Source organism: Sporosarcina sp. NCCP-2331, assembly GCF_023707945.1.
GTDB lineage: Bacteria > Bacillota > Bacilli > Bacillales_A > Planococcaceae > Sporosarcina > Sporosarcina cascadiensis.
The window spans coordinates 79,487-104,717 of the sequence record NZ_BRCD01000006.1 but is presented as its reverse complement, the minus strand read 5'-3'; the positions used below and the strand labels follow the sequence as shown (position 1 = coordinate 104,717).

Sequence of the window (25,231 nt, the reverse complement as noted above, 5' to 3'; positions counted from 1 at the left end):
TATGAGAGAGTAGTTGAAATGTTAGTAGATTCCCGCCTGGCGTTTTCATGTAAATAGAAGAAGCAGAAAAGTGTCAATGATGATCATAACTCTCTTACTGCCTCAGTTGTGGTATAATCATTCAACGAATAAAAGAGCTGATATCCGGTCAAACGGAAAGCGACAAAGGATGAGTATTTAGTGAAGAAAGCAGTAATATTTAGCAATATGTATCCATCTGCAGAACATCTTACATATGGGATTTTTGTGAAAAACCAAGTTGAACTATTACAAAACAACGGTTTTGATGTCAAAGTCATCGCCATTCATGAACCGGGGAAAGGTCCGATTGAAAAGATTTCCAAATATATCTCCTGGGGATTACAATCCTTCACCTACTTACTCACAAATAAAAAGAAGATTGGTATTACGCACGCGCATTACGCGTTTCCGACAGGGATTCTTTCATATATAGGCAAGAAACTATTCGGCCTTCCTTATATTGTGACTGTCCACGGCGGAGATCTGGATAAGATGGCGAAAAAAAGCAGCCGGATTGCAGGCTTTACCCGGATAATATTGGAAGAAGCTTCACATATCATCACAGTCGGTGAAAAGTTACGGCAGGATGTAATTGAAGATTACGGAATTGCACCTTCCAACGTAGAGGTCATGAGCATGGGCGTGGACACGAATATCTTTAAGCCGATGGGTCGGGAAGAGGCACGTCTTCTCTTGAATGTTCCGTTGAATGAACATGTCCTGATTTTTGTAGGAAATGTTATAGAATCGAAAGGCGTAATGGAACTGCTGGAAGCCTATCGGCAAGTGAAAGCATCTCATCCAGATCTCCTTCTTTATATAATAGGCTCTCAAAAAGATCAGCGTTTCACTGAAACAGTTACGCAGAAAATTCAAGAGACAGGAGCTGCAGGTATCGAGTTTAAAGAACCTGTCAGCCAGACTGAACTCGCTAAATGGATGTCTGCGGCCGATATACTGGCCCTCCCTTCTTATCATGAAGGATTCGGTTTGGTCGTACTCGAAGCATTGGCTTCAGGCGCTAAAGTAGTAGCAACGAATGTTGGCGGACTTCCCTATCTGCTGCAGGACGGGGCGGGTATTCTGGTCGAACCGCGCAGCGCGGATTCATTGGCGGAAGGTCTCGATCAAGCGCTTTCCAATGAAGTGACCCGGGCGCAGCAGGAAGTCATACAGCAGGCAGTCCAGCAACATTCCTTTGAGGTGATCGTCAAGAGACTGAATGATATCTACTCACGGTACGGGAAGGGATTCTGATATGAGCAAATTATTTAAGATTATCGGAGCTGTGGCGATTATTAATATTGTCGCCAGACTGTTTGGCTTCGGGCGGGAAATGGTGATTGGTTTCCAGTACGGTACCAGTAAAGTCGCCGATGCGATTGCAACAGCCTATACGATTCCGAACTTTATTTACTTAGTGCTTGGCGGCGCATTGACGACAGCTTTCATTTCCGTCTATCACTCTTCTAAAATGGATAAAGAGCTGTACGTCCGTAAGGCATTCACGACAGTTGTCCTGTCCGCCGTGCTGATTACTGGGCTGATTCTTTTGTTGACTGATCCGATTCTGCATCTGTTTTTCAAAGATCTGAGCGAAGAAGACTATGCGCTGACGAAAAAGTTGTTTTTCTGGATGATGCCGTCTTCTATTCTTCTGGTGATGTCCACGTGGATGAGTGGTTTATTAAATATCAATGACCGCTTTCAGATGTCGAGCCTGGCAATTCTTCTTTATAATGCCGCGTTCGTCATCATCGGTGTGCTGCTTACCGGATGGATCGGGCCTCAATCTTACGGAGCCGGCGCAATGATCAGTGCCGTTCTGATGGCCTTGTTTTTATATTGGGGAATTAAGAGGGCAGACCTGTCATCGCTGAAGCCGTCGTTCGGCATGACGCCGGATATTAAAAAGCTATGGTGGCTCGCATTGCCAATATTATTTGGTGGTGCTTCGTTGCAGTTTTACTTTATTATTCATCGATTTGCAGCAGGAGGACTGGGAGAAGGGGCGATTTCCTCTGTCAACTATGCATCAAAGCTGGCCAGTTTTCCTCAGGCCATTTTGATGACCGCCGTTACGACAGTTATCTATCCGATGCTCGCTAAAAAGGAAGGCGAAGGGGACACGCAGACGATTAAGATGCTCTATAAAAAGGGTATGCTCTATATGGTTACGCTGCTGGTGCCTGCCAGCGCCTTCTGTTATTTTTTTGCTGAGCCGCTCGTCCGCCTGATCTTCGGCTATAGAAACTTTGGGGAAGAAGATATTATGCTCGTAGTGCCAGTTTTTAAAATATTTGCGATCTCCATGTTCTTCCTGGCCGCGAATACGTATGTGACACGTTTTTATTATGCCAAAGGAAACTCTATCATGCCAATCATTTTCAGCTTGATCAGCGTGTTTGGAATAAATATTGCAATCATATTCGCGTTTGTGGACCAGCTTGGTACGCAGGCAATTGCTTACGGCACGGTCATAAGTGCAGCAGTAAACTTTGCTTTACTCGCTGGTTATGCAAGATTTAAATGGAAGTTATAAAAAAGAGCTGTCCTGGAAGACGACATTCCAAGGCAGCTTTTTCTAATGAATTCCGTTCGATGGAACAAGACGCCGTGCCGAAAAAGAATGGGATCGCACCAAACGCCCGCGCCTCCGCACCAAATAGCGTTTGTCAAAAAAATATCCGAAAAGTCAGATGAAGATGACTTTCCGGATATTTTATTGTCAGAGCATAAAGAAGTTTTCTTCGCCGATTTTCTCGAATAACCCGCTGCGTTTGAACAAATTCACTTTACTCTGAGGTACTTTTTTGAAGATAAGACGCTTATTCAGCCTCTTTGCTTCATCGAGCAAAGCAGAAAGCGCCGCTTCGCCTGTTGCGTCTAGTGCAGTCAGGTTCTTCATATCCAGAATAATGACAGACTGTTCGATTTCCAGCAGCTTGGGATAGCGGTCTTCAAAATTTTTGGCGGTTCCGAAAAATAAGGGGCCGGAAAGTTTGTATTTAATCAGTTCACTTCCCGAAACAGCCCCTAACTTGAATATTTCAACCTCTGTCAACTTGCTCTCTTTAATATCCAGCGCACCGCTCATTTTTCGAAGGAATGACAGCGCCGCGAGCAGAATGCCGACTTCTACGGCAATCGTCAAGTTCAGGAAGATTGTCAGGAGAAATGTTGTCAATAAAACGAGGGAATCTCCTGAACGCAGCGAGACGATTTGCACGAATGCTTTTCTTGCGCTCATATTCCAGGCGACATACATCAGAATCGGTGCCATGGCGGCTAACGGAATATAGGATGCATAAGGTGCGAATACGAGCAAAAATGCCAAGACGAATAAACTTTGGATGATACCGGACACCGGACTGACCGCACCTGACCGGATATTGGTGGCGGTACGGGCGATGGCACCTGTTGCCGGTATCCCGCCGAACAGCGGAGTCACCATGTTCGCGATGCCCTGACCAAACAGCTCTCTTTTTGAGTCATGTTTCGGCACATCGCTTTTCATTCCGTCTGCTACAACTGCTGACAATAGCGATTCGATGGCACCAAGCGCCGCGATGATAAGAGCAGGCTGCCACAAGGCAACGAGTTTAGATAAAGTGATTTCAGGAAAGTGGAAACTGGGCAGATGCTGTGGAATTCCGCCGAATGAAGTCCCGATTGTTTCGACTTTTCCGGGAAAAAATAGAATAGAACAAATTGTCGGGATTAATAAGGCCACTAATAACAACGGAATTCTTGGTGCAATCTTCGGCAAAATAAAAATGACCAGCAAACCAATAACTGCTGTTAAAATACTGAATATGTTCACGGTGTCAGAATTTCTTGCGATTTCGATCATGCTTTCATGGAAGAACTCTTTCTTTTCAACACCTGTCAGACCGAAAAAGTTCTGAAACTGTCCAGTGAAGATAATGACGGCAATTCCGGTAGTAAAACCAATCGTCACGGACCTGGGCACGAAATGAATTAAATTACTGACACCGAGGAACCCCATAATAACCAGGAAAATACCTGCTAAAAATCCGGCGATCAATAGATCCTCGTAACCATACTGCAGAACAATTGCCAATAAAATTGGAATGAACGCGCCCGTCGGTCCTGCAATCTGAAAGCGCGAGCCTCCAAACAGCGCGACGAGCAGTCCGGCAATGATGGTTGTGTATAATCCATACTCCGGCTTGACGCCCGAGGCAATTGCAAAAGCCATCCCAAGTGGAATGGCTACAATTCCAACAGTAATTCCTGCAATTAAATCCTGCCGGAACCCTGCTGCATTATATTGAAGATAGCGCTGGTCTTTGAACATAATTGTTCACTTCTTCCACTTATAGTATATTTCTTACAATTCTAATTATATCGCAGTCTATTTGATTATACAAGGAGTGTATAATTATAGAGACGGTTTTTCTTCTTGAAAGTATGGAGCTATTTATGCTTATTTGTATCGGTGCATGTACAACATGATATGCATTGGAAGTTGGCGTTGTTCTCGTTTCTCGATTTTGCAGGAGGTTTGAATGGGGTATGTGTTTGCAGTTTAAATCCGCTTCGGCGCTGGGGGATTGCCTTACGCTGTGAGCCAGCTGGCAAAGACCACGCCAGTTGTCTCACAGCACCGGCTAACCCCGCAGTTGCGCCTTCGCTGGTGTGGGGAATGTATGACATGCTGCATTTTTACAGAGTGTGAGCTAAGTTAGTTTTGTTCCCGTTTCTCGACTATGCAAATGCATTGATCACAAAAATCTTAGCCTCTTTAGAATGATAAGTAATGCATGAAAACAGTACTTATTATAACAATCTAAGACGGTATGCTCATATTGTCACTCACATAAAAAGTTCTGAAACATCAGCCTAGTGTACCGGAGTGGAAGGCAACCTAAGTACACCGCGTCCTGCGGCAACGGTTGCATGACTCACTTCGTGTGAGCCCGCGGCTAAAAGCACTCGGGGAGGATCAGCCCGATAGGATGAGACAACTAAAGGGAGCGAAGCGAAGGAAGATGGTAGAAGGCACCCTGTATTGCCTTAATTTTTGCAAAGAGCGCAAAAATTAAGGCAAAGCGAACCCTTCGCTGTTCGCTTGGCTCACCGCGGGCCCGCAAGACACGCGTCCGCCTGGAACGCAGGGAAACGGTATCTTTTCACTTACAATTATTACCACTACAGAGAATAGCATCAAATCAAGTGTATAAATAAACCCCTCGAAAAATTGATTAAAAGGTATTTTAATGTTAAAATATATACATACAGTTCGAAAAGGAGAGATGAATGATGGAGCGATTACAAGACAAAGTAGCATTCATTACTGGCGGGGCGTCCGGCATGGGCGAAATGATGGTGAAGCAGTTCGTAGCTGAAGGTGCAAAAGTTATCGCAGCGGATATTAACGAAACAGCTTTGGAAGAAAAGTGGGGCGGGCAAGACAACATTTTTACAATTAAACTAAACGTTACGGAAGATGCAGAATGGAAAGACGCAATGAAAAAGGCAGTCGATCACTTCGGCAAACTGGACATCCTTGTCAACAACGCAGGCATCTCTACCGAAAAAGCGGTGGATCAAATCACAATTGAAGACTGGCGCAAACTGTCCGATATCAACAGCTTCGGCGCGTTTCTTGGCATGAAGCATGCGGCAGGCTATATGACTGAAGCGAAAAAAGGATCCATCGTGAATATATCATCGTATACAGCTTTAATTGGAATGGGCTTAAATCCATATACGGCTTCAAAAGGTGCGGTACGTGCCATTTCGAAAGCGGCTGCGGCTGAATATGGTCAAAACGGGATCCGTGTCAATGCGATTTTCCCGGGTGTTATCGAAACTCCAATGACACAAGGTTTGGAAGAATCCAAGGAATTATTAGGAATGCTCATTAAGATGACACCGTTAGAACGTCTTGGGCAGCCCGAAGACGTCAGCAATGCAGTGTTATTCTTAGCATCAGACGAATCTGCTTACATTACAGGTGCAGAACTTGTTATTGACGGCGGTTATTCTGCAAGATAATCAATCTCCAGATAAAAAAGCGGACATCCCTGTAAGGCATTGCACTCAGGGATGTCCGCTTTTCTGTTATTTAATATCTTTAAATCGCTTATAGCCAAGGAAGCGCTGGTTCCAATAAGGAGATTCAACAGATGAAATTTCAATTCCGTTATTTCCTGCATGGATGAATTTACCGTTCCCTAAGTTAATTCCAATATGGGAAATTCCTGGACGATATGTATTTTCGAAAAATAGCAGATCGCCTTCGACAGGATCTTTAATGAATATGGAGCGATCATGCATGCCGATTGTATCTAATCTCGGAACTTTTACGCCCGCCTGATTGAAGACGTAATAGATGAATCCGCTGCAGTCAAATCCCGATGGCGTTACGCCGGCCCAAACATACGGAATACCTTGAAGAGGCATCGCTTTATTTACGATTTTATTCGACAATGCAGTAGAAGGCGCCGCAGTATTCGTCCCTGCAGAAGGCTTCGTTGATGCAACAGGCTTGTCCACTGAAGGAGCTTTTCCGCTATGCAATGAGTTAATGGAGGATACGGTCTTCGCATTTGCTGCTTTATTTTCGACAATTAATTTCTGGTTTGCTTTAATGGAATCTGTTGCAAGTGCATTTAAACTTTTCAACTCGTTTACGGTCAGCTTATGCTGATTAGCAACTTTCCAAAGAGTATCTCCGGGCTGGACTGTATACGTCTTTGTCGAAGCGTCTGCGCTGCCTGCGGAAATACTTGCCGCAAGTGCGATAGAAGCAATAGTTGCTAGAACTGTTTTCTTCATTCTGATTATCCCCTTTTGAAATATCTTTAGCTATTTCTACTAAGTTAGCAACTTACTAAATTCAACCAATAAACCTAGTATACCGAAGAAAAATTTGAAAATATACATAACTAAAGACTGATATTAAATGATTTTTAGTAGGTATAATTACTTTTTGGCAATTTTCACTATAAATTTGCGCGAAAATTGCTATAATAGAATTATTCACGATGTGTCAAAATACTATAACTTTATAGTGAAAAGGTGGTGCATTTTTGCAGAAACATGACGATATGACTCAAACCTTGCAAAAAATTGATGCAATACGCAAACAGCAAGAACAAGTATTCAAGATGGCTAAATACTACGCAGTAAGTGAAGAGACGATCAATAGTTTATTGGAGCAGATTTGCTTTGAAGTTTCGCATATTATGAAATGTCAGCGAGTCAGTATTTGGCTTTTCAATGAAGATCGCACGTGTCTCCTCCCGCAAAACGCCTATAATGAAGAAACAAAAGAGCACTACATCGATCGTGATTTTTGCATAGAGGAATTTCCTCTTTATTTTGAAGCAATTCAAAGTCAGCGGACGCTGGCTGCGGATGATGTCGGAAGCTGCCCTGCGACTAAAGAAATAGCGGAGAAGTATTTCAAATCTCCTGATCAGTTCGCCTCTTTGCTGGATGCCTGCATTATCCTCGGTTCAGGAATCGGCGGATTGCTCTGCTGCGAATCGAGAGAACGCCGCGAGTGGAATTCATTTGACCGCATGGTAGTATCAAGTATTGCGGATATGCTTTCTTTCCTTTTCGATCGCTTAAGCCGGATTGACTTTGAAGAGAATCTGCACCGCCTTGCTTTCGTTGATCCATTGACGGAGATGGAGAACTATAATGCATTTCTGGCTAAAACAGAAGCCCGTATTGCAGAAGTGGATAAGGGCCAAGAAGGTATTTTTGTCTATATGAATATCGATCAATTCATTGAAATCCACAGTGTGCTGGGTCCGGAACTGGCAGACAAAATCATTCGTGTAGTTGCTGATCGTTTTCTGCTGCATTTTGAAAAGCCGTATCATGCTGCGAGAATTGCATTTGATCACTTTGTTATTTTCATACCATACGGCGAAGGTGGAACGATATTTAAAAGGAAGATGGACAAGCTTATCGAGAAACTGCGGGAGCCGATCCTTGTCGCCAGCCAGGAGGTCTATCTAACCGTCAGTTACGGTGTCGCGTATTATCCCAAAGACGTTCTGACACCGATCGAAGGAGTACAGGCCGCCCGTTTTGCGCTCGAAACGAGCAAGCGCCAGTCTTCGAGAAAAAGCGTTGGTGTCTATAATGCCGATACCCATCAGCATATGAAGCAGACTATGATGTCCGAAATGAACTTGCGCAGAGGTCTGGATATGAATGAATTCAGACTCTTCTATCAGCCGCAAGTGTTATGTGAAACGGGCGAAGTGATCGGGTTTGAAGCGTTGATCCGCTGGCAGCATCCTGAACTGGGATTGATTTATCCTGCTGACTTCATCGAATTGGCGGAATCAACCGGATTTATTATATCTATTGGTGAATGGGTCATCCGCCAAGCGCTCGTGCAGCTGAAGCAATTCAAAGAATTAGGGCTGCATGATTTGACCGTTTCCATTAATTTATCGCCAAGGCATTTCCTGCAGCAGAGTCTGCCTGTTTATTTGGATACATGCATTCAAGAGGCACAGATCAATCCTCGAAATCTGCTGCTGGAAATAACGGAAAGCGTCGCGATGGAACGGCATGAAATTGTGCAGCAGCGAATTCATGAGCTTGCTGAGAAAGGCTTCTCCATTGCGATAGATGATTTTGGTACAGGATACTCTGCTTTTATTTATCTGCAGTCGTTCCCGATCAAACAGCTGAAAATTGACCGTTCATTCATTATGAATATCGCCCATAATGATAAAAGTCGTGCAATTGTCAATGCGATTATCCAGCTGGGCAAGACACTGGAGATCCGTACTGTAGCAGAAGGTATTGAAACAGAGGAACAATGGGACATCCTGAAAAGGAAAAACTGTGATGAACTGCAAGGTTTCTACTTCGCGAGACCTCTGAATGAAGCGGATATGCAGTCCCTGCTGACACAGATGCAAACGAAGCCGCAGCTGAGCCTGCCTGTAGTCAGTGTGTAAAAAAGGCCTTAAAAATCCACTATCGGATTTTTAAGGCTTTTGATTGTTTAAGAGCGTCCTATCGGCCAATCAAATGGAATCGATCCGGGAGGCGAGTGCTTAATAATATCAATCATTGGTATAGTATAAGCGAATAGAATCAAGGCGATGGTGATGCCAATCCACAAGTACCAGTTCTCCAGGATTTTCGGTGTTTTTTCAGCATCCATATCTTCTTCAGCGATCGGATAGTCTTCATAACCGCGCGGGGCGAAGAATGCCAGCTGAATAAAAATGTATACCATCAATATAATACCGGCGAATAAAATGATACCGCCTACCGCTTGTGCCACTTGATAGCTGATCCAAGTAGCAACCTGATCTCCGCCTGCATATTCAGAGAAGTTCGAACGGCGCGGACCGCCAAGCAGACCTTGAATGTGCATAGAAGTAGACATAATCATCATACCGACTGTCCAGATAATCGTTTGAATGATCCCTAATTTATTTAATTTAGGAGTCAGACGGCGGCCGGTCAAATGCGGAACCAGCCAGTAGGCAATACCGAAATACGTCAAGATGACAGTAGTTGCAACTGTTAAATGGAAGTGACCTGTAATCCAGATCGTGTTGTGCACAAGAGAGTTCATTTGGTGAGACGCGTTTATGATACCGCCGGCCCCGCCTGGAATGAACGCAACCATACCGACAAACGGCGCGAAGAAACGAACATCGCCCCAAGGAAGATTCTTGAACCATCCGAATAAAGAAGTGTAGCCTTTATTTCTGCCCGTTGTTTCAAAAGTTGCAAATAAAGAGAATGCAGTCATTAAGGAAGGAATGACTACCATGAAAGTCAAAACAACCTGAATGAACTTCCAAGTAGGGTCAATCCCCGGCTCAGTTAATTGGTGGTGGAAACCTACAGGAATCGAGAACATCAGCAGCAAGATGAACGCCAGTCTTGCCAATGAATCACTGAATAGTTTTCCGCCGATAATTTTCGGCAGCACTGCATACCAAGCCATATAAGCCGGAAGCAGCCAGAAATAAACAAGCGGGTGACCGAAATACCAAAATAGAGTACGAGTCAGCAAGACGTTGACTGTCGCCACGTAACCGAGTGACCAAGGCAAGATCAGGACGACTACAGAGTAAGCGACACCCAGTGATGCGACAACCCACATGATCATGTTAATGACAACCATGAACGCAAGCAAAGGAGACTTTTCACCTTTATGTGCTTTCTTCCATACATATAATTGACGGAAGTTTACGATAGCGGCGATCCAGCTGCCTATAATAACAAGTGCTAACCCAATATAGAAAACAGGATGTGCACGAAGAGGTGTATAGAATGTATATAATACGGAAGCTTCTCCTGTTAAGATCATCCATGCAGCCAAAACGGTACCGACCAGCATGACCCAGAATGATACCCAGCCCCACATAATCTGTTTATCAGAAATTCCTACAGTTTTCCCCATGAGAGAGAACTGGAATCCAATAATAAAGAAGGTCGTTAACACAAGGCCGAGAACTACGCCGTGTGTGGTTAAGATTGTATAGTAATCAATGTTAAACGGTAACTTGTATTTTCCTGAACGTACCAAAGTCTGGAGCAGTCCCATCATGCCGCCGACTAACAGCGAGACAAACGTGACATACATGAAGGACATATATAATCTTGATTCTTTTTTTGAGAATTTGAATAGTTCCATTGGTTAGTACACCTCCACTGTGCCGAACATTAAGTGGTGACCGATACCGCAATATTCATTGCAGACTACGGTGAATTCACCATCGTTTTTCATAACTGTTTCAAGCCGGCTGATATGTCCGGGCTCTACCATCATATTGACGTTCGTTCCGGCAACCTGGAAGCCGTGAACTACATCCTTGCTTGTAATCTGGAACAGAACAGTGGAACCTTTTGGCACTCGAATCGTCTTAGTAGGGCTGCCGTCCTCTTCTTTACCAAAGTCGTAGTTGAAAGCGGAAGCGACCATATTCACAACATATTTGCCATCGGCTACTTCAGTCAGACCAAGATTATCGGGCTGGAATGCTTCATTCGCTTCCACGTTTTGGGGATCAATTATTTCTATATGACTTTGCGGGTGAGTTCCTTTCCAGAACGCTGCAAAGCCGATGATGATTAAGAATAAGACCAATGACCCTAAACCAAACGCGAGCCATACTTTTTCAAATTTATGCAGATGCATAGTATTTCCTCCTCAAATGCTTTTGATTATCTAGATAAGAATAGACCGTAACTTGCGAACCACATGACCAGAATAGCAACGCCGACAATCATTACCATGATCAGCGTGCCTTTTAAATTCACATCTTCCTTCGTTTGTTTTTTCGAAGATACATCTTTTTTGCTCAATGCAGCCACCTCCTTGCTGAAGATTTAATCTTACGTTTATCTTAATCCTGGACGGTGAATAAAGAATTAGGGAAAACCCTATGATTTCCAAACCTCATCAAAAGTTCACAATATGTTCAACCACTTAACATCTATTTGACATACAAAAAGGCCTGCATTTATGCTTTAGACAGGCAGATGTATTGTCACATTACATAGTCAACTGCCTATCGTTTTCTGTCGAAGAGGTTTTTAAAAAGGGAAGCAGGGGAATGATAACTCAGACAAGTATTCTGCGTGAGGTAATTCTTGACCAGAAGTTTATTTAAAACTAAAATAAATAAGTAAAACTTAGGAAAGCCGGTGTATGTTTGATGGAAAATTTACAATGGATTACAGTAAGCAGCCCTGAAGAAGGCGCAAAAGAAGTCTACAGTATAATAGAAGAAGAGCTCCGCAATAACCGCCTGCAGGTTCTGGGACTGGCAACAGGCAGCACGATGATCCCGGTTTATGAGGAATGGACTGATTCAAATCTGGATTTTTCACAAGTGACAGCATTCAATCTGGATGAATATGTCGGCATCGATGCAGATAATCCGAACAGCTATGCTTATTTTATGAAAGAGCATTTATTCAATAAGAAGCAATTCAAAGAAACACATATACCAAACGGGATGGCGGACGATCTGGACAAAGAGTGCCAGCGTTATGAAGAGGAGCTGAACGCACACCCTCTTGATATTCAGCTGCTCGGAGTAGGGGAGAACGGCCACATCGCCTTCAACGAACCCGGCACATCGCCGGAGTCCGTGACGCATGTCGCGACACTCACGGATTCTACCCTGGGCGTCAACAGCCAGTACTTCGAAAACGACGATAAAATCCCGAACATTGCCTTGACGATGGGAATCTCTTCTATCATGAAGTCAAAAAAACTCATAATGGTCGCATTCGGCGAGAAAAAACGCGCGGCAATGGAAAAGCTCAAGTCCGGCGAAGTCACCACCGACTGGCCGATTACTAAATTATTGCGCCACAATGATGTAGTAGTCATTACAGATCTGAAAGTTGACTGACTACCATAATAAAACTGCCTCTTTCACATTTATTTGTGAAAGAGGCAGTTTTTTGTTTGTTTGTAGAAGGGATGTTGTAAGTGGATAATATACCGTTCCCCTGCGTTTCAGGCGGTCGCTTTCGGAAGGGCCTTCGGTGAGCCAAGCGAACAGCGAAGGGTTCGCTTTGCCGTATTTTTGCGCTCTTTGCAGAAATTAAGGCAATACATGGTTCCTTCTGCACAATATTTTCGTTCGCTCCCTTTAGTTGTCTCATCCTATCGGGCTGATCCTTCCCGAGTCGCCGCCTTCCACTCCGGTACACTAGTTTAGTTATAAACATATTTTAAGTAGTTTATCTTTGAAAAGTTCTGGTGTTTTCAATAATGAAGTTTCAGTTAATGCCCTAGCAGTGTAATTCTTTTAACAGCGTTAAGCTGAAATTTGCACAGTGTGGGACTAAGCAGTTCAACTCTCTATGAATTTTAAAGTATACTATTTATCTGACATTATGATTTTAAACATACGTCAAAGACTCTAACTTTGTTGAATACTGTCAGATATGTAGTAGTAGAAATTATGTAATAGTATTAAACAATTTGCCAGTGTACCGAAGTGCAGGGCGGCGACTCCCGGAGGATTAGCGTGACAGGTGAGACCCTGGACTGAGCGTAGCGAAGGAAGCGGCTCACCGCACGCCCTCGGGAACGCGTCCGCCCGGAACGCAGGGAAACGGTATCCTTTCTGCTCGCTCAATCTTTATCCCGGGAAACAGTCTTTCCGCATACAGTAAAATGTAAAAAAATGAATGTAATATTGCAAAGTGTTTCAAAAGTAACAGATATTACGTCTTCGACATAATTCTGTTACATAACTGTAATATAACTAGAGTTTGATAAATGATAAAGTTAATTCAACATAAGAGGTTAGCAAGTTACTAAAAAATACATATAATTATCGGAGGAACACATGAAGTTATTGAAGAAAACGTTTTCAGTTTTGGCAATGTCTATTTTATTACTCGTCGCTCCTTTCGCTGGACAAGCAGATGCATCTGCACATGCTACCAACATTACAAAAACTGCAACAAGCCTTACAGGAATCAAGTACCGTTACGGCGGCACAACAAAAGCCGGCTTTGACTGCTCAGGTTACGTCGGTTATGTATTTGCACAAAACGGACTGAAAGTAGCACGCACGTCAGGCGGCATGTACGCATCTGGACAAGCAGTGAAGAAATCCAACCTCACATCGGGTGATCTAGTATTCTTTAATACTGGCGGCCGCGGTGTATCGCACGTAGGTATTTATGTAGGGAACGGAAAATTCGCACATGCTTCCACATCTAAAGGGGTACGCGTAGACAAATTAAACGACCCATATTACTGGGGCAAGCGCTATGTTGGTGCGAAACGCATTGCAGGCGTGAACGCGGTAGCAGCTAAATAAAACAAACTACAGTTGGTCTTCCATTAAGGGAGGCCGATTTTTTTTGTCCTGTTATATATAGTTAACGCGCCAAACTCAAGCCAAGCCGAATCAAAATAACGGTCATACGCGCGAAACACAGCCTCAACCGAGCGTAACATAGATGCAACCGAACGAAAACCTCGTGCCAACGCGCCAAACCATCCGGCAGCCGCACCATTCAGCATAACAACAAAAAAAGAAGCTGCCCGGCAGTTATAAACTGTTCGGGCAGCTTCTGTCTATTCATTAGTTTGTAGAATCCTGCGGTACACGGATTGTCCAGCGTGAGAAGTCCGGCTCATCCTTTTTGATCAGTTCCGTCGGATAAATGAATGTCCACGGAGTCGTGCTGTTTGCTTTCACTGAAAGGGGAGGATCCAATTCAAATGTTCCCCGCGCTACCAATTCGCCGGTTGCGTCGATTAACTCTAATGGAAGCTTTTCGATATTGATCTGCTTCGAGTGACCGTTACGGACGAAGACAGAAGCGGCAATATTGCCGTCATCCTGTTTCTGAATTTGGAAGCCGGCGATGTTTACTTCACGCGGTTTCAATTTAGGAAGACCTGCTACCACTTCAGCCAGTGCTTCTTTTTGTTCTGCTGGAAGCTGTTCTTCCCATGAAGGAGCCAGTTCCAGTTGGTGCGGCATCATAGAATGCACATTGAACGCAAGTTTCCAGTTCTTAGAAGGGATTTCTTCTGCAAGCTGATCTTTCTGTTCAAATACGAATACCCATGGACGCGCACTGCGGGCCGGTATTTCGCCGAGTTCATTCAAATCAAATTCAGCGGAAGCTGCCGTGTTGCCGTCTTCATCTATCAACAGCAATTCGATAGAGCCTACCGTGATTGCCTGATCGAGTGAAGAACGGAAGAATGATTTGACGAGCCAGCTGTCATTTGCCGGCTCATAGTCTATATCAATTCCTGACAATGAAATTTGGTTCGGTTTTAATGGCTCCAGTTCATTTGCAAGGAAGCGAAAAACGTACTCCTGCTCCTGTGTCAGCGTCCATTCAGGATGAAGAGAAAGAGTTGTTTCGATATCTTCATTACCAGAAGCGTTTCCTGCATTTTCTAGAATTTCATTGGATTCCACTGTACTATCTAACCCGGTTTTGTCTGTCTTTTTAAATAGGTTGAAGAGTTTCATCGGGAAACCTCCTGTTCTTGTGTGTGTAATTGTTTCATGAATGCGATGATTTCGGACGCGATGTCACGGCGCAGACGCTGATAGTGCTTGGCGAATAACTGCAGGCCTTCGCGCTGATAAATACGCATCGGATCTTCTTGTCCGTATGAACGCAGTCCGATTCCTTCTTTAAGACGTGTCATGACTTCCAAATGCTTGACCCACATTGTATCGAGGTAGCCCAGCATGACTTGCGGAAGCAGTTGACTCACTTGTTCATTATCAGTGAATGTGTCGATAAATGCAAACAACTCTTCCATTCCTTCGTCATACTGCTTGAGAATATCAGCAGTCCTATCCAAGGAAGCCGGCAATTCGACAGGAGTCAGAAGCAGTGCATTCATCGTCCGCTCAATGCGGTCGAAATCCCAGTTATCTGCAACTTCATTATCAGGACAGCTGTCGAGCACGGCAAATTCAACAGTTTCCGAAAGCATTGTCTTCAGCTTCTCGAAAATATCATTTCCTTCGAGCACGCGGTTACGCAATGAATAGATTACTTCCCGCTGATCGTTGATGACGTCATCGAGTTTCAGATTGTATTCACGCATGGAGAAGTGGGCTCCCTCAACGATTCGCTGCGTGCGCTCAGTCAGCTCATGCACTTCAGGATTCTCCACTTTGCCAGTTTCATCGGTACGTACTTTGGTCAGGAACTTTTCCAGCTCTTCCGGAGAGAAACGGATGTACATCTCATCTTCCAATGAAAGATAGAATTGGCTTTCGCCGTGGTCTCCTTGACGGCCTGAACGTCCCCGCAGCTGATTATCCACCCGGCGGCTCTCGTGTTTTTCCGTGCCGAGTACAAACAGACCACCGTTTTCTTCCACGCCTTCACCGAGCACGATATCGGTACCGCGCCCCGCCATATTCGTAGCAACCGTAATATGTCCGTGCTGTCCCGCCTGTGAAATCAATTCCACTTCCTGTTCGACACTTTTCGCGTTCAACAGGTGGAAAGACAGACCTTTTTCTCTTAAGTGTTTGGCAACTTCCTCGGACTGCAGAATTGAAGTAGTACCGACGAGAACGGGCTGGCCTGTTGCGTGGCGTGCTTCGACTTCTTTTGCCACTGCTTTGTATTTTTCTTCAATCGTCCTGTAGACGAAGTCAGGTGAATCAATTCGCGCGCGCGGACGGTTAGTCGGAATTTGAATAACTTCCATATTGTACACTTCGCGGAATTCTTTATCCTGCGTCTTCGCTGTACCAGTCATGCCGCATAATCTTCTATACATACGGAAATAGTTTTGAATGGTAATTTGTGCCTGTGCTTTATTTTCATCCGTAATTTCGACGCCTTCTTTGGCTTCAATCGCCTGGTGCAGACCGTCAGATAAAGTACGGCCTTCCATAATACGTCCGGTGAACATATCGACCAATTCGATTTTTCCATCACGTACAATATAATCCACATCGCGTTTGAAGATGACGTATGCGCGGACGGCCTGGATAACGTAATGGTAAAGCGTTTGGTGATCCAGATCATACAAGTTGTCGATGCCGAATGCTTTCTCAACTTTTTCGATACCCTGCTCCGTCAATGAAGTCGCTTTTGTCGCATCGTCAAATTCGAAGTCTTCATCTTTTTTGAATCGCTTCGCAAGGCGTGCCGCAATATGATGCAAATCTGCATCCGCCTGCATTTTACCTGCTACGATCAATGGCGTTTTAGCTTCGTCGATCAGTACGCTGTCGACTTCATCGATAATAGCGAAATGATACGGCCGCTGCACTTTCTGCGAAGGATGCTGCACCATATTATCGCGCAGATAATCGAAACCGAATTCTGTTCCGACGCCGTATGTGATGTCCGATTGATAGGCCGCCTGTTTTTCAGGCCCCTGCATCATCGGGACGTTTAATCCGACAGTCAGGCCGAGAAAACGGTGGATCTGTCCAATCTGCTCATAGTCACGCTTCGCCAAGTAATCGTTGACCGTAATGACGTGAACGCCTTTTCCTTCCAGTGCCCGTACATAAGAGGGCAGGGAAGCGACAAGTGTTTTCCCTTCACCTGTCGGCATTTCGGCAATATTACCTTCTGTCAAAACAGCTCCGCCAATTAATTGGACATCGAAATGACGCATGCCAAGAACGCGCTTGGAAGCTTCGCGTACGACTGCGAATGCGTCAGGCATGATCTTTTCGATCGTTGCGCCGCCTTCCAGCTGCTCCTTAAATTGATCCGTCATACCCGATAAATCATCGTCTGACATGGCAATGTATTTAGGCTCAAGTGAGTTGATCTGCTCCACGATTTTGCGGTATTTACGCAGCTGGCGCTCACTCGTCCCAGTTTTTCGCTTAAAGATATTCAACATAAGTTAGACGCTCCTTTAATAAACCTCTATCTGAATGAGAGATTCCTATTCATTTTACCAAAAAGCCGTGCAAAAGACTATCTTTGAATAAAGCCTTCAGCAAAAGCGGTGAATGGCCAGTGAAGTTTGGGAATAGACAGCAAGAGAGGGAACTTCTTTCATCTAATAAGCGTCATAGTAGACACATAGAAACAGGCCGCCGCTCGCTGTATTTTACATTGCACGTTAGTTTGCAAGCGAGCTGTCAAGGGAAAGAGAACGGTAAGTACACTAAGTAGTGAAATCTAGCAGTAACCGTGCTATAATAAAATGCAATATGAACTTTATTGCTGATCGGGGAGGAAAGACATGTTATTCATCGCAATGGCTGCGGCTTTCATCGCTGCCGTCATACTTACACCACTTGTCATCAAACTCGCTTTTCGTATCGGTGCGGTTGACCGTCCCAATTATCGGAAAGTCCATGCGAGAATTATGCCTCGGATTGGTGGATTGGCTATTTTCGGTGCGTTTATTATTGGATATGCAATTTTATTGCCGCAAGACGAACATGTGAATGAAATCGGCTTTTTAGTCGGTGCATTATTGATCGTCATGATTGGCTTTTTAGATGATATGCTGGAAATAACAGCAAAGGCAAAGGCTTCGGGCCAGCTGGTTGCTGCGTTAGTTGTCGTCCTGTGGGGCGGCCTGCAAATCGAATTCATTAACTTACCATTGCTCGGACAGCTGGACTTCGGCTACATGAGTATTCCAATTACAGTTATCTGGATCATCGGCATCACGAATGCAATTAATCTGATTGACGGTCTCGATGGGCTGGCAGCAGGCGTTTCAACCATTGCGCTCATTGCGATTACTGTAATGGCAGCGATGATGGGGAACTTCTTCGTTGCAGCCACAGCATCTATATTGGCAGCCAGTTCGCTTGGATTCCTGATCTACAACTTTCATCCGGCGAAAATTTTTATGGGCGATACCGGCTCGTTATTCCTCGGTTTCATGATATCGGTACTCGCACTTCTCGGTTTTAAGAACGTCACAGTCGTATCTTTAGTGTTCCCGATCATCATGCTGGGTGTTCCGATTTCTGATACATTCTTCGCAATCGTCAGACGCGTTCGAATGAAGCAGTCAATCACAGCAGCGGATAAATCGCATTTGCATCACTGTCTCCTGCGAGCCGGTTTTTCACATAGACAAGCTGTATTGACGATATACGGAATCGCCATTTTGTTTGGATCGGCAGCTGTCCTGTTCTCGCAGGCGACCGTGTGGGGTGCATTACTGCTTCTGCTCGTCATGCTGATTGTCATTGAACTATTCGTTGAGTTAATTGGACTGGCAGGCGCGAACTACCGCCCGCTGTTGAATCTGGTCCGCATGATTGGTAAATAAGCAAGTAGACAAGCTTTCATCCGCATATATGGCGGCTGGGAGCTTTTTTATATGGCTCAAAAAAGCGTCTCGCTCATAAAACTTCCACAAGTGATCATACTAGTTCTGCAGGCGCTCATAGGCTCTGCGCTCGCGCTCCTACTGTCCCGCTTTGTGATCATAAATCTGCCGCCCGCGCTCATACGGCATTCTGGAATGATCATAGACGTTCAAGCAATATAAAAAAACGAGTGACGAAAACCACTTGGTTTCCATCACTCGTTTCTAGTAATATGAATTATTGATGTGCGACCTCGGAAGGTGTAGATGCCTGGTTTGTATCGAGCTCCGTCAGGGAAGAGGAGTCCGGGATGAGACCCAGGTGAGATTTTAAGATTTGTTTCGTATCTTCTAAATCCTGTTCATCCAGCTTGTAATAATAAACACCCGTAGACCAGTCATCATAACCGTTCAGGCTGAGTGTATCGACTTCCGGCATTCCGCTTTTGACGTATTCAATGAAAGAAAGCATCTGCTTTGACGTCATGTCTGTCTTCATATTATCGCCAAGTGCGCTGATCACATCGCCGTATTTCGTGATGGACTTGACAGAAGTTGCTTCCTTGATCATGGCCTGCAGAATCATCTGCTGGCGCTTGCCGCGTTCGATGTCACTGTCAAGTTTACGTGTCCGTGCTAAAGCGAGTGCATGGCGTCCGTCCAGACGCTGCATACCCGGCATTAAGTGGATGGCGTTTTTATCGTTTTCGTCTTTTTCAATTCGTTCATACGGTACTTCAACTTCGACTCCGCCCAGTGCATCCACTACATCGATGAATGCATTGAAGTTCATCTTGACGTAATAGTTGATCGGAATATCGAAAAGTTCTTCCACTGCATCAATGGAAGCGGCTGTGCCTCCGTAAGCATGCGCATGTGTGATTTTGTCTTTATAATTGACTTTTGGAATAAATACATACGAGTCACGGGGAATGCTGACGAGCTTTACACTTTTCTGCTTCGGATTCAAAGTGGCCAGTATCAAGGCATCGGAACGTCCGTGTTCTTCATTTTCTTTGCGGGCATCACTTTCATCCACCCCGACAAGCAGAATGGATACTTTATCTTTCGCCGGCTCCACACGCAGTTCTTTCGGTGTATCTTTCTCGGCAAGCGGTTCATAGGAACGGTCCAGGACATCTACTGTCTGGTTATGCAGTTTCGCGGCATACGCGGCACCCACTCCCACTACAGCAAGAAATAGGAATAAAAATATTTTTAAGAAGAGCCTGGTTTTTGATGAGGACTTCTTCTTTTTTTTATAATCTTTTCTTTTCATTATATACCTCCAAAGTGTACGGCGGGAAAAGCCGTCAGTGGCAAATCAAGCAAAAAACAGCCGGAAAGAAACACCTGTTCATCTTTAGTTACACCTTCTGCTATTATACCTGGTTTTTCAACAAACGTATAGTATTCAAACAGCAAATTCCAAAAACTTGTGACGGACCGCAGCCATTTCCGCCTGGCCGTTTGTCAGCTCCATCATCCAGTCTCTGAAAATCATTTCTTCTTCGACAGGAACATATAAAAACAATTGGACGTCCTCTTCATAGACGATCTCTTCTAAAGGGTAGTCAGACTGCCGGACTTCATTCTCGACTTTACCGAGCCATGTATAGTCTATGGAAGTTTTAATGAGTGCATGCAATTTTCGTTCGACAGCGCCTGTTGCGGCAATGCCTTCGGATGCAGCTTTTCCGTAAGCGCGGATTAATCCTCCGCCGCCGAGCTTGATGCCTCCGAAATAGCGTGTCACGACAATGACGGTATCTTTGAGATGCTGTTTTTTTAGAACCTCCAAGATTGGAACGCCGGCGGTCCCGGAAGGTTCCCCGTCGTCATTCGCTTTTTGGATCTGGTCATGTTCACCTATTATATAAGCCGAACAATTATGCGTAGCGGAATGATGCCGTTTCTTGATTTCCTGAATAAATTCCAAAGCTTCTTCTTCTGTCTCTGCCCGTTTGACAAATGAAAGAAAACGCGATTTTTGAATCACGAATTCACTTTCTCCAAAAAGATTGACGGTTTTATAATTCGCTCGCATTTGTCGTACCCCCTGCATTTGTAATATACTTATAATACTTTTACAGCATCTAGATGCTATACTGTATATGAGTGTATAAGTATTTAGGCTAAACTGCAATGCTGCTCACTTTGCTCATTTTTACATAGACAGGTGCGGGAGGGAGTAATTTTGAACGAGAAGGCGATTGACATCCATCAGATGGAGAAAATCTTTGGAAATATGGTACATGTAATGGATCAGTCAAAAAATGACATATTTCTAATCAGTGAGCAAAGCCGAAAAAGTTTTGAAGAGATGCAAAGGGAATTAGCTGAAGTGAAAGACAGCATTTCGCATGTCATCACAGAAGGCGATTATTTGGAAGATATGTCACGCCACTCTAGAAAACGCTTAGCGAACGTGTCGAAGAATTTTACTAATTACAGCGAAGACGAAGTGAAACAGGCCTATAGCATAGCAAATGATTTGCTTGTACGCGTCTCCATCAATAAAATGGAGGAAAAGCAAATGCGCGAACGACGTGATGAACTGGAACGCCGGCTTGCACTTCTGCTTTCTACAATTGAAAGGGCTGATCAACTTGTTAATCAAGTAACCACTGTGATTACTTACTTAACATCCGATTTGAAAAATGTAAGTGCGGCACTTGAAACGGCCCGTCACAAGCAGGACTTTGCCATTCAAATTATCCAAGCACAGGAAGAAGAACGTAAAAGACTGTCACGTGATATACATGACGGCCCGGCGCAGATGCTGGCGAATGTCTTGATGCGGTCAGGGTTAATCGAAAAAACATTCGTTCAAAAAGGTCCGGACAATGCACTGCGGGAACTATCCCAATTAAAAGAATCAGTCAGAGGGGCTTTATCTGAAGTACGCCGTATTATTTATGATCTGCGTCCCATGGCGTTGGATGACTTAGGACTTGTCCCAACATTGAAAAAGTATCTATCCACAATTAGTGAATATGAGGCTCCGCTCACCATTCATTTTCATAGCAGCGGTTCTGAAAGAAGATTTGATTCTAATTTTGAAGTAGGAATTTTCCGGATGATTCAGGAATCTGTGAATAACTGCATCAAGCATGCGAAAACAGATGAAATCTGGGTGAAAATTGAATGGATGCGTGATACTGTAAATATACTCGTGAAAGATCAGGGCTGCGGCTTTGATACGAATGAAGTAAAAGAAAAATCATTTGGTTTAATTGGAATGCAGGAACGTGTGGATTTGCTAAAGGGAGAAATGACAGTGAACTCGAATATTGGAGAAGGCACATCAATTCTTTTCCGAATCCCATTAGATGAATAATGATAAGTAAGGTATAGACTTGGAGGAACAGGAAATGGAAATAACAAAAATTTTAATTGTAGATGATCATCAATTATTCCGTGAAGGCGTGAAACGAATCTTGGATTTTGAAGAGTCGTTCGACGTAGTGGCGGAAGGGGACGACGGAAACGAAGTGCTTGGACTTTACGAGCAGAACAAACCGGATGTTGTATTAATGGATATCAATATGCCGCGCATGAACGGCGTGGATGCAACAGAGTTATTGGTGAAAGAACACCCGGATGCGAAGGTCATTATGCTGTCGATCCACGATGATGAGTCGTACGTGACACATGCGCTGAAAACAGGCGCTCTTGGCTATATGCTGAAAGAAATGGATGCAGATGCAATTGTGCAGGCGATTAAAGTGGTCGCTGCCGGCGGCTCTTATCTTCATCCGAAAGTAACGCATAACTTAGTATCCGAGTTCCGCCGTTTGAGCGAGAGAGAGCACAAAGGCTCTTTCCAGCAAAACGACATCCGCCGTCCGCTTCATTTGCTGACGAAGCGTGAATGTGAAGTACTGCAGCTGCTGACAGACGGACAAAGCAACCGGACAATTGGTGAGACACTTTTCATTTCAGAGAAAACAGTCAAAAACCACGTCTCCAGCATTCTGCAGAAGATGAGCGTAAACGACCGTACACAAGCAGTAGTCACAGCCATCAAAAACGGCTGGGTAGAAGTAAAATAAATAAAAAAACGAGAAAGGTCTTTTGCGAAAAAGGCCTTTCAGTTTGTAGATTAACAAGTTTAGTGGTTAGGGCTTTGTGGGCAATAAGTTTTGTCGATATAGGATGGCAGTAGGGGATTTGCGCTTCAGCCGGTACGCTTTCCGGAGGGCCCGCGGTAAGCCGACTTGGTCGCAAGCTCCCCAAAGTCGTCTTACCTGTCGGGCTGATCCTCCCGGAGTCGACCGGCTTACGCTCCAATCCTTATAAAATGTGCAATGTTACTTGGTCTGCTCATTGAATTTATTGCGTGAACTTATTGTTGACCACGATAATTTTATGAGTACTCCAATACAAAATCCTTTGCTTGCAGAATCCACAAGGCTATGAGAAAAGGACTTCTTCATACAAAGTCTTGAAAACAAAGCCAGTTGACCGTAGTGCAGGGCGGCGAAAAGCAAAGATGTGCTCCCAACGCTACGCTTATGCTCGCAAAAGCCGTTCTTCGTTACGGCTCTTCCTGCGGGATTCAGCGCGAGTGATGAGACCCTGGACGGAGCGCCAGCGGAGGAAGCGGATCCGCGCCCCACGGAAAGCGTCCGCCTGGAACGCAGGGAAACGGTATCTTAACCACCTACTCACTTTCTCACTAATTCTTGTCTACAAACTGAAAGGTCTTTTGCAGAAAAAAGGCCCTTTTCTCCGTTCAGGAGGCAGCAATGAAAAAACAATTAGCAGCAGCATCCATCGCCCTAGCGCTAGTATTGGGTGCGTGTAATAAAGCAGAAGAAACGAACCCGAATGATGTGGAAAACGGCGAAGCAGCTCCGGGCAGCGGAGCGATTGATCATGGTGTCGACGATAAAAAAGTCGGCTTCAGCATGTCAGGCGACCAAGTCGAAGAAGCGGCAGATGTGCCAAAAGAGGAAAAAGAAAGCATTCTTTCAGCATTCGACCACTATATCGAAACGCTGAATAATAAAGACGTGGACGGCTATCTTGCTACACTTTCCACAAAAGGCTATGACGAGGCAGAAGAGCGTAAAGCAATGGAAGAAATGCTCGAAACTACAGACATTCAGCGTGAAGCGGACAATAAAACTATCGTAAAATATGCCGAGGAAGAAGCACAGGTATTTTCGACTTTGAAAACAACGCTGATCGACACGGCAAGCGGTGCGGAAAACATTGCAGACGGACGCCAAGTAACCGTCTTCCATAAAGAAGACGGCGCATGGAAAGTATTCTCGATCCACTTCATTGGAGACGATCCGGCGAAGTAAAGTAGAAGGCTGTTGCGGATAGTCATGCAGATGACTGCCTGCAGCAGCCTCTTTTTTATCCTGGCAACTCCAACAAAAATTCCCACCTGAAACTTGCTTGCTTTTCCTGCGTGTACAGATTATAATCGGTATACGAACACTAGTTCTTACAGGAGGCGAAGCACATGCCTTTAATCCCCACGGAAGCATTGCCCTATTTAGAAAATCATATTTACCTGCCTATGCTGCTGACAATTCTTGAAAGAGACCGGCAGCTTGTAGAGCAAATGCCTTTCAAATTAAAAAGCCCTTACCTCAACTTAGTGGACGACACGATGAACGCTGTCAGTGCAGATCTCCAGAAAACTGCGATTTACTTACGCCGGCATAAAATGAAAGTCATCCGCAGATCAACAGATGAATTATTCACTGAATACCTATTTCTGCATGACGGCTACGAAGATTACCGGCGTTATTTGAATGTGCGGCTTCGAAACCGTTCTGAAGAACTCCTGAATCAGTATCTCAGGAAATTGGGGAGTCAGAATGTTTCGGCTCCATGACCATCGAATAGGAACTGCGCAATTCCTCCTGTGCATTATCAAACCGCTGAGAGAGCACATGAGACAATGTCACTTGGCGATACACGGTATTCATTGACGTATTCAACAGCAATTTTGCATTCGTCTTCAGCACGAGAGACACTCCGTCTTTATGCGGGTGGGCATCTTTGACCGCGTGAAAGGCAATCCATGTATTCTGGTGCAGTGATGGTGATAATAAAGGGAAAAACAATAACGGTTTATTATGTGAGTGAGTTAGCATGATGGGTGGTTTATGCCGTTTCTTCAAATCTTTTTTGGAGCTTTCAATGATCGCTTCGAGGTTGGTGCGGTAATGAGCGCAGGAGTCTCGCATGATTTCCAGCGGAGTCTTTTCGACGAAGAACGTTCGGTTGCTTTCAATGACTTGCGTGAAAAAAGGATTAGGATGTTTTCCGCTCAGTAATGCGAAAGTATGAAACGTCACGATATAAGAAGATAAAATCTGTTCATGAACCATAGCATTCCCTCCAGTTTTTATAGGCCGATATACGTATGATCTCATTATATGACAGAAA

General features: G+C 44.5%; 21 protein-coding genes. 11 read left to right on the top strand and 10 right to left on the bottom strand.

The features are described from left to right. Positions 1–180 precede the first annotated feature (180 nt). A complete protein-coding gene (locus NCCP2331_RS05280) occupies positions 181–1,278 on the top strand; it encodes a glycosyltransferase (protein WP_251669063.1) in 1,098 nt (365 codons plus the stop codon). A 1-nt stretch (position 1,279) separates the two neighbouring features. Continuing rightward, complete coding sequence (gene murJ, locus NCCP2331_RS05275; RefSeq protein WP_251669061.1) at positions 1,280–2,563, top strand: murein biosynthesis integral membrane protein MurJ; 1,284 nt, start codon at positions 1,280–1,282, stop codon at positions 2,561–2,563. A gap of 186 nt (positions 2,564–2,749) precedes the next feature. On the opposite strand, the gene NCCP2331_RS05270 is transcribed toward murJ, so the two are convergent. Continuing rightward, entirely contained in the window at positions 2,750–4,342 is a 1,593-nt protein-coding gene (locus NCCP2331_RS05270) for a SulP family inorganic anion transporter (RefSeq protein ID WP_251669060.1), read from the bottom strand. A 965-nt stretch (positions 4,343–5,307) separates the two neighbouring features. Here NCCP2331_RS05270 and NCCP2331_RS05265 point away from each other — a divergent pair. Further along, positions 5,308–6,045 (top strand): SDR family NAD(P)-dependent oxidoreductase, encoded by a 738-nt coding sequence (locus NCCP2331_RS05265; RefSeq protein WP_251669100.1) that lies wholly within the window; start codon positions 5,308–5,310, stop codon positions 6,043–6,045. 66 nt (positions 6,046–6,111) lie between these two features. On the opposite strand, the gene NCCP2331_RS05260 is transcribed toward NCCP2331_RS05265, so the two are convergent. Next, positions 6,112–6,828, bottom strand: a complete 717-nt coding sequence (locus tag NCCP2331_RS05260) for a C40 family peptidase (protein ID WP_251669059.1) — start codon at positions 6,826–6,828, stop codon at positions 6,112–6,114. Positions 6,829–7,082: 254 nt separating this feature from the next. Between NCCP2331_RS05260 and NCCP2331_RS05255 the strand changes: the two genes are divergently transcribed. Beyond that, a complete protein-coding gene (locus tag NCCP2331_RS05255) occupies positions 7,083–8,984 on the top strand; it encodes a sensor domain-containing phosphodiesterase (RefSeq protein WP_251669057.1) in 1,902 nt (633 codons plus the stop codon). 47 nt (positions 8,985–9,031) lie between these two features. On the opposite strand, the gene NCCP2331_RS05250 is transcribed toward NCCP2331_RS05255, so the two are convergent. Genes NCCP2331_RS05250 through NCCP2331_RS05240 form a run of 3 tightly spaced genes read right to left on the bottom strand, consistent with a single transcriptional unit; the run spans position 9,032 to position 11,355 of the window. Continuing rightward, the gene (locus NCCP2331_RS05250; protein ID WP_251669055.1) at positions 9,032–10,684 is read right to left on the bottom strand and encodes a b(o/a)3-type cytochrome-c oxidase subunit 1; all 1,653 of its coding nucleotides are present in this window, start codon (positions 10,682–10,684) and stop codon (positions 9,032–9,034) included. 3 nt (positions 10,685–10,687) lie between these two features. Continuing rightward, positions 10,688–11,188, bottom strand: coding sequence for a cytochrome c oxidase subunit II (locus NCCP2331_RS05245; RefSeq protein ID WP_251669053.1), 501 nt, complete (start codon positions 11,186–11,188; stop codon positions 10,688–10,690). A 26-nt stretch (positions 11,189–11,214) separates the two neighbouring features. Next, on the bottom strand, positions 11,215–11,355 hold the full coding sequence (locus tag NCCP2331_RS05240; RefSeq protein ID WP_251669051.1) for a cytochrome c oxidase subunit 2A: 141 nt from the start codon (positions 11,353–11,355) through the stop codon (positions 11,215–11,217). A 353-nt stretch (positions 11,356–11,708) separates the two neighbouring features. Between NCCP2331_RS05240 and NCCP2331_RS05235 the strand changes: the two genes are divergently transcribed. Next, complete coding sequence (locus NCCP2331_RS05235; RefSeq protein ID WP_251669049.1) at positions 11,709–12,413, top strand: glucosamine-6-phosphate deaminase; 705 nt, start codon at positions 11,709–11,711, stop codon at positions 12,411–12,413. Positions 12,414–13,361: 948 nt separating this feature from the next. Further along, entirely contained in the window at positions 13,362–13,841 is a 480-nt protein-coding gene (locus NCCP2331_RS05230; protein ID WP_153722699.1) for a C40 family peptidase, read from the top strand. A gap of 267 nt (positions 13,842–14,108) precedes the next feature. On the opposite strand, the gene NCCP2331_RS05225 is transcribed toward NCCP2331_RS05230, so the two are convergent. Beyond that, entirely contained in the window at positions 14,109–15,017 is a 909-nt protein-coding gene (locus tag NCCP2331_RS05225; protein WP_153722698.1) for an accessory Sec system S-layer assembly protein, read from the bottom strand. Continuing rightward, on the bottom strand, positions 15,014–17,380 hold the full coding sequence (secA2, locus tag NCCP2331_RS05220; RefSeq protein ID WP_153722697.1) for an accessory Sec system translocase SecA2: 2,367 nt from the start codon (positions 17,378–17,380) through the stop codon (positions 15,014–15,016). Before secA2 ends, NCCP2331_RS05225 begins: the two co-directional genes overlap by 4 nt. Before the next feature lie 348 nt (positions 17,381–17,728). On the opposite strand from secA2, the gene NCCP2331_RS05215 reads away from it, so the two are divergent. Continuing rightward, positions 17,729–18,778: a glycosyltransferase family 4 protein gene (locus NCCP2331_RS05215; RefSeq protein WP_153722696.1), complete on the top strand. Its 1,050-nt coding sequence runs from the start codon at positions 17,729–17,731 to the stop codon at positions 18,776–18,778. 277 nt (positions 18,779–19,055) lie between these two features. Here NCCP2331_RS05215 and NCCP2331_RS05210 read toward each other — a convergent pair whose 3' ends face one another. Beyond that, positions 19,056–20,096 (bottom strand): LCP family protein, encoded by a 1,041-nt coding sequence (locus NCCP2331_RS05210; RefSeq protein WP_194841159.1) that lies wholly within the window; start codon positions 20,094–20,096, stop codon positions 19,056–19,058. 135 nt (positions 20,097–20,231) lie between these two features. Next, positions 20,232–20,864, bottom strand: coding sequence for a YigZ family protein (locus NCCP2331_RS05205; protein WP_153722694.1), 633 nt, complete (start codon positions 20,862–20,864; stop codon positions 20,232–20,234). 147 nt (positions 20,865–21,011) lie between these two features. Here NCCP2331_RS05205 and NCCP2331_RS05200 point away from each other — a divergent pair, with 147 nt between their 5' ends. The 4 genes from NCCP2331_RS05200 to NCCP2331_RS05185 all read left to right on the top strand — a co-directional run bounded on the left by NCCP2331_RS05200 (position 21,012) and on the right by NCCP2331_RS05185 (position 24,674). After that, positions 21,012–22,157 (top strand): sensor histidine kinase, encoded by a 1,146-nt coding sequence (locus NCCP2331_RS05200; RefSeq protein ID WP_376776799.1) that lies wholly within the window; start codon positions 21,012–21,014, stop codon positions 22,155–22,157. A gap of 40 nt (positions 22,158–22,197) precedes the next feature. Then, positions 22,198–22,872, top strand: a complete 675-nt coding sequence (locus tag NCCP2331_RS05195) for a response regulator (RefSeq protein WP_153722713.1) — start codon at positions 22,198–22,200, stop codon at positions 22,870–22,872. 696 nt (positions 22,873–23,568) lie between these two features. Beyond that, on the top strand, positions 23,569–24,132 hold the full coding sequence (locus NCCP2331_RS05190) for a nuclear transport factor 2 family protein (protein ID WP_153722693.1): 564 nt from the start codon (positions 23,569–23,571) through the stop codon (positions 24,130–24,132). Between the two features lie 164 nt (positions 24,133–24,296). Beyond that, a complete protein-coding gene (locus NCCP2331_RS05185; RefSeq protein ID WP_153722692.1) occupies positions 24,297–24,674 on the top strand; it encodes a YhjD family protein in 378 nt (125 codons plus the stop codon). Here NCCP2331_RS05185 and NCCP2331_RS05180 read toward each other — a convergent pair. Continuing rightward, the gene (locus tag NCCP2331_RS05180; RefSeq protein WP_194841157.1) at positions 24,637–25,173 is read right to left on the bottom strand and encodes a competence protein ComK; all 537 of its coding nucleotides are present in this window, start codon (positions 25,171–25,173) and stop codon (positions 24,637–24,639) included. The genes NCCP2331_RS05185 and NCCP2331_RS05180 overlap by 38 nt on opposite strands. Positions 25,174–25,231 lie beyond the last annotated feature (58 nt).

Coding starts and splice junctions, on each gene's coding strand:
- NCCP2331_RS05190 (WP_153722693.1), top strand. CDS start 23,569: ATGAAAAAACAATTAGCAGCAGCATCCATCGCCCTAGCGCTAGTATTG.
- NCCP2331_RS05260 (WP_251669059.1), bottom strand. CDS start 6,828: ATGAAGAAAACAGTTCTAGCAACTATTGCTTCTATCGCACTTGCGGCA.
- NCCP2331_RS05205 (WP_153722694.1), bottom strand. CDS start 20,864: ATGCGAGCGAATTATAAAACCGTCAATCTTTTTGGAGAAAGTGAATTC.
- NCCP2331_RS05180 (WP_194841157.1), bottom strand. CDS start 25,173: ATGGTTCATGAACAGATTTTATCTTCTTATATCGTGACGTTTCATACT.
- secA2 (WP_153722697.1), bottom strand. CDS start 17,380: ATGTTGAATATCTTTAAGCGAAAAACTGGGACGAGTGAGCGCCAGCTG.
- NCCP2331_RS05245 (WP_251669053.1), bottom strand. CDS start 11,188: ATGCATCTGCATAAATTTGAAAAAGTATGGCTCGCGTTTGGTTTAGGG.
- NCCP2331_RS05250 (WP_251669055.1), bottom strand. CDS start 10,684: ATGGAACTATTCAAATTCTCAAAAAAAGAATCAAGATTATATATGTCC.
- NCCP2331_RS05235 (WP_251669049.1), top strand. CDS start 11,709: ATGGAAAATTTACAATGGATTACAGTAAGCAGCCCTGAAGAAGGCGCA.
- NCCP2331_RS05210 (WP_194841159.1), bottom strand. CDS start 20,096: ATGAAAAGAAAAGATTATAAAAAAAAGAAGAAGTCCTCATCAAAAACC.
- NCCP2331_RS05225 (WP_153722698.1), bottom strand. CDS start 15,017: ATGAAACTCTTCAACCTATTTAAAAAGACAGACAAAACCGGGTTAGAT.
- NCCP2331_RS05185 (WP_153722692.1), top strand. CDS start 24,297: ATGCCTTTAATCCCCACGGAAGCATTGCCCTATTTAGAAAATCATATT.
- NCCP2331_RS05215 (WP_153722696.1), top strand. CDS start 17,729: ATGTTATTCATCGCAATGGCTGCGGCTTTCATCGCTGCCGTCATACTT.
- murJ (WP_251669061.1), top strand. CDS start 1,280: ATGAGCAAATTATTTAAGATTATCGGAGCTGTGGCGATTATTAATATT.
- NCCP2331_RS05230 (WP_153722699.1), top strand. CDS start 13,362: ATGAAGTTATTGAAGAAAACGTTTTCAGTTTTGGCAATGTCTATTTTA.
- NCCP2331_RS05270 (WP_251669060.1), bottom strand. CDS start 4,342: ATGTTCAAAGACCAGCGCTATCTTCAATATAATGCAGCAGGGTTCCGG.
- NCCP2331_RS05265 (WP_251669100.1), top strand. CDS start 5,308: ATGGAGCGATTACAAGACAAAGTAGCATTCATTACTGGCGGGGCGTCC.